Raw genomic sequence first — 3,915 nt, forward strand, 5'->3', positions numbered from 1 at the left:
CCCCGTCCCCGCCCCCGGCCGCCCCCGCCCGCCGGACCCCCCCCCGACGTCCCCGCCGCCCCGCGCGGCCCGCCCGCCACGTCGCCCGGCGCGCCACCGCGCGCGGCGGGCGCGAGCCCGCTCCCCGCGCCGCCCGGCGGAGGTCCGCACGACCCGCCGCGCGCCGGCGACACCGCCGTCTACGACGCGCTGCCGGCCGACGGGCGCGAGGCCGGCTCCAACCGGAAGCTGTTCCTGCAGCTCGGCGTGGCGATCGCGGTGATCGTGGCCATTACCGTCGCGTTCGTGGTGTGGGGCGGCTCCAAGAACACGCCCACCGCGGCCCCCACCCCGACCCCGGCCGCCACCGTCGAGCCCACCCCCGAGATCCCCACCCCCGAGCCGACCACGCTCCCGTCGACCACGCCCAAGGTCGTGATCCCGTCGGACGAGCCCACCTCCCTCGCGGGGACCGGCCAGCCGAAGGCCACGCTGACCAGCGGCGTCGTCCCGCCGGGCGGGTGGTCGGCGTGGCTGTGGGCCTTCGACAACGCCCTGACGGCACAGCGGGCCATCGGCGACGTGAACCCGCGCGTCGCCGACAACGCCCGCAAGAAGCTCAGGAAGGCGGCCAAGAGCTTCGAGCGGGGCCGCGACGCCGCCGGCCGCGGCCAGATCAGGGAGGTCATGGCCGAGCTGAGGCAGGCCCAGGCCAGGGGCGAGGTGCCGACCTCCGGCCCGCTGCCCGACTTCATGGGCGACTGGCGGCTCTGACGTACATTGACGCCATGACGATCCACTCCGAGCGGCGGGCCAGGCTGGCCGCGGCCCTGCCCGCCCACGGCGTCGAGACCCTCCTCGTCACCTCCTCCGTCAACGTGCGCTACCTCACGGGCCTCGACAGCTCCAACGCCGCCGTGCTCGTCGGGGCCGACGGCTCGGCGACGCTGGCCACCGACAACCGGTACGTGGAACGGGCGCAGGCCCTGGGCGTGCCGGTCGTCGAGGCCGTCGACACGGCGGGGACGCTGGCCGTGCCCGGGGCGGGCATCGAGGCCGCGAGCATGAGCGTCGCCACGTACCGGCGGCTGCTGGACCGCCTGGGCGGCGACGCGCTCGTCCCGCTGGAGCACGTCGTCGAGGGGCTGCGCGCCGTCAAGGACGAGGAGGAGCTGGAGCTGCTGCGCACCGCCTGCGCCATCACCGACCAGGCCTTCGCCGACGTCTGCTGCGCCATCCGCCCCGGGCTGACCGAGCGCGAGGTCGCCCGCCTGCTGGAGGCGCGCATGGCCGAGCTCGGCGCCACCCGTCCCGCGTTCGAGTCGATCGTCGCGGCCGGCGAGAACGGCTCCGTGCCGCACCACAGCCCCACCACCAGGCCGCTCATGGCGGGCGACCTCGTCACCCTCGACTTCGGAGCCGTGTACGAGGGCTACCACGCCGACATGACCCGCACCGTGTGCCTCGGCGAGCCCGCCGCCTGGCAGCGCGAGCTGTACGACCTCGTCGCCGCCGCCCAGCGCGCGGGGCGCGAGGCGCTCGTCCCCGGCGCCGACGTCCGCGAGGTGGACGCGGCGGCCCGCTCCGTCATCGAGCGGGCCGGGCACGGCGGCCACTTCCGGCACGGCCTGGGCCACGGCGTCGGCCTGGAGATCCACGAGGAGCCGTTCCTGGGCCCGTCGCGGACCGGTAGACTAGAGGATCGAGTTCCGATCACCGTCGAGCCGGGGGTCTACCTGCCCGGTCAGGGCGGCGTTCGCATCGAGGACACCCTCGTGACACGTGAGGGCGAGCCGGAACTCCTCACGAAGACGACCAAGGAGCTGCTCGTCCTTTAGAGCGGCCGCACGCGGGAGAAAACGAGTGGCGACGACCAACGACCTCAAGAACGGCATGGTGCTGAAGCTCGACGGCGGGGAGCTGTGGGCCGTTGTGGAGTTCCAGCACGTCAAGCCGGGCAAGGGCGGTGCGTTCGTGCGCACCAAGCTCAAGAACGTCCTGTCCGGCAAGGTCGTGGACAAGACCTTCAACGCCGGCGTGAAGGTCGACGTGGCCAACGTCGACAAGCGCGAGATGCAGTACTCCTACCGCGACGGCGACGACTTCGTGTTCATGGACACCGAGACCTACGACATGGTCAACGTCTCCGCCCGCACGGTCGGCGACGCCGCCAACTACATGCTGGAGAACACCCTGGCCACGGTCGCCTTCAACGAGGGCGCCGCGCTCTACGTCGACCTGCCCGCGGCGGCCGAGCTGACCATCGCCAGCACCGAGCCCGGCCTGCAGGGCGACCGCTCCACCGGCGGCACCAAGCCGGCCACGCTGGAGACCGGCGCCGAGATCAAGGTGCCGCTGTTCATCACCACCGGCGAGAAGGTCAAGGTCGACACCCGCAGCGGCGAATACCTCGGCCGGGCCTGAGGTGTCGGCACGGGGCAAGGCACGCAGGCGCGCGCTCGACATCCTCTTCGAGGCCGAGATCCGTAGCGAGGATCCCCTCAAGATCCTCGCCGAGCGGGTGGAGCGGCAGGAGCCGCCGGTCAACGAGTACACCTCGGCCCTCGTCGAGGGCGTCGCCCGCCACCAGGCGCGCATCGACGAGCTGATCACCACCTACGCCGAGGGCTGGACCCTCGAGCGCATGCCCGCCGTCGACCGCAACCTCCTGCGCGGCGGCACCTACGAGCTGCTCTGGATGCCCGACGTGCCCGAGGGCGTGGTCATCAGCGAGTGGGTCCACCTGGCCGGCGAGCTGTCCACGGACGAGTCGCCGCAGTTCGTCAACGGGCTGCTGGCCCGCTTCAAGCAGCTCAAGCCCAGCCTGACGCTCTAGGGCCCGCCCCGCGGGCCTTCCCGATCACGGGTTGACCTTGACGCGACGTCAACGTGTCTCATTGAGGTCATGAGAATCGGCGAACTCGCCGCGCTGGTCGGGGTGTCCACCCGGACCGTGCGCCACTACCACCACATCGGCCTGCTCCCCGAGCCGGCGCGGCAGGCCAACGGCTACCGCGAGTACCGGCTCGCGGACGCGGTGGCCCTGGCCCGCGTCCGGCAGCTCGCCCGGCTGGGGCTCTCCCTCGACGAGCTGCGGGACGTCCTGGCCGACGACGACGGCCGCGACCTGCGCGAGATGCTCCAGGAACTGGACGCCGACCTCGCCAGGGAGCAGGAGGCGATCGCGGCCAGGCGCGCCCGCCTGGCCGCCTTGCTCGCCCGCGCCGACGAGGGATCCGGCGCCCTCATGTCGGCCGGCATGGCCGACGTGCTGCGCGGCCTGTCCCTCGACGGATCGCGCTTCGCCGAGCTGGACCGCCAGATGCTGACGCTGGCGAGCGCCATGGGCGGCCCGGAGGGCGAGAGCGCGGTGGTCGAGCTGATGCGGCCCCTCACCGAGCCGGACACGCTCGCCGGCGGGCTCGACCTCTACCGGCGGCTCGACGACCTCGCCGGCGCCGACCCGGACGACCCCAGGGTGGCCGGGCTCGCCGCCGACCTGGCCGGGCACATCACCGACGCGATGGCCTCCGCCATGATCGAGAACAGTCGTGACCCGGCGGCGGGCGGCTCGCCGGTGACCGACGGCGACCGGTGGCTGGAGACGCTCGCGGGGGAGATGACGTCCGCGCAGGCCGCGGTGCTGCGGCAGCTCATGGAGCGGCTGCGCGAGCGGACGTCGTGTTGAGGGCCCCGGAGAGCCGGCGTCATGGTGAGGCTCGTCGTCATGGTGAGGGCCGTGTCATGGTGAGGTTCGCGCGTGCCGCCCTCTACGCCGTCGTGCCCGCCGAGTTCCTCCTGGCCGTGCTGCTCGTGTCGGGGGTCCGTCCGCCGGTGCCCCTGCTCGTGGCGGCCGAGACGGTCGCCGCGCTGGTGTTCACGCTGGAGGCGGTCGTCGCCGGCCGGCTGTTCCTGGCCGCGCGCCGGGCGGGCGCG

The 3,915-nt window shown here is 73.6% G+C and carries 4 protein-coding genes and 2 pseudogenes; all 6 read left to right on the plus strand.

Going from position 1 to position 3,915, the window contains the following annotated elements; all coding sequences use genetic code 11:
• Window positions 1-753, plus strand: a pseudogene (locus AB0H81_RS44110) (hypothetical protein); the annotation flags it as partial.
• 14 nt (window positions 754-767) lie between these two features.
• Complete coding sequence (locus tag AB0H81_RS44115; protein WP_358388303.1) at window positions 768-1,817, plus strand: Xaa-Pro peptidase family protein; 1,050 nt, start codon at window positions 768-770, stop codon at window positions 1,815-1,817.
• A 25-nt stretch (window positions 1,818-1,842) separates the two neighbouring features.
• Window positions 1,843-2,403, plus strand: a complete 561-nt coding sequence (gene efp / locus AB0H81_RS44120; protein WP_175588732.1) for an elongation factor P — start codon at window positions 1,843-1,845, stop codon at window positions 2,401-2,403.
• Between the two features lies 1 nt (window position 2,404).
• Complete coding sequence (nusB, locus tag AB0H81_RS44125; RefSeq protein WP_358388305.1) at window positions 2,405-2,815, plus strand: transcription antitermination factor NusB; 411 nt, start codon at window positions 2,405-2,407, stop codon at window positions 2,813-2,815.
• A gap of 69 nt (window positions 2,816-2,884) precedes the next feature.
• Entirely contained in the window at window positions 2,885-3,667 is a 783-nt protein-coding gene (locus tag AB0H81_RS44130) for a MerR family transcriptional regulator (RefSeq protein ID WP_358388309.1), read from the plus strand.
• A gap of 56 nt (window positions 3,668-3,723) precedes the next feature.
• A pseudogene (locus tag AB0H81_RS44135) lies at window positions 3,724-3,915 on the plus strand (hypothetical protein); the annotation flags it as partial.

The sequence above is a fragment of the Nonomuraea sp. NPDC050691 genome (assembly GCF_040654455.1).
Classification (GTDB): Bacteria; Actinomycetota; Actinomycetes; order Streptosporangiales; family Streptosporangiaceae; genus Nonomuraea.

Coding starts and splice junctions, on each gene's coding strand:
- AB0H81_RS44115 (WP_358388303.1), top strand. CDS start 768: ATGACGATCCACTCCGAGCGGCGGGCCAGGCTGGCCGCGGCCCTGCCC.
- AB0H81_RS44130 (WP_358388309.1), top strand. CDS start 2,885: ATGAGAATCGGCGAACTCGCCGCGCTGGTCGGGGTGTCCACCCGGACC.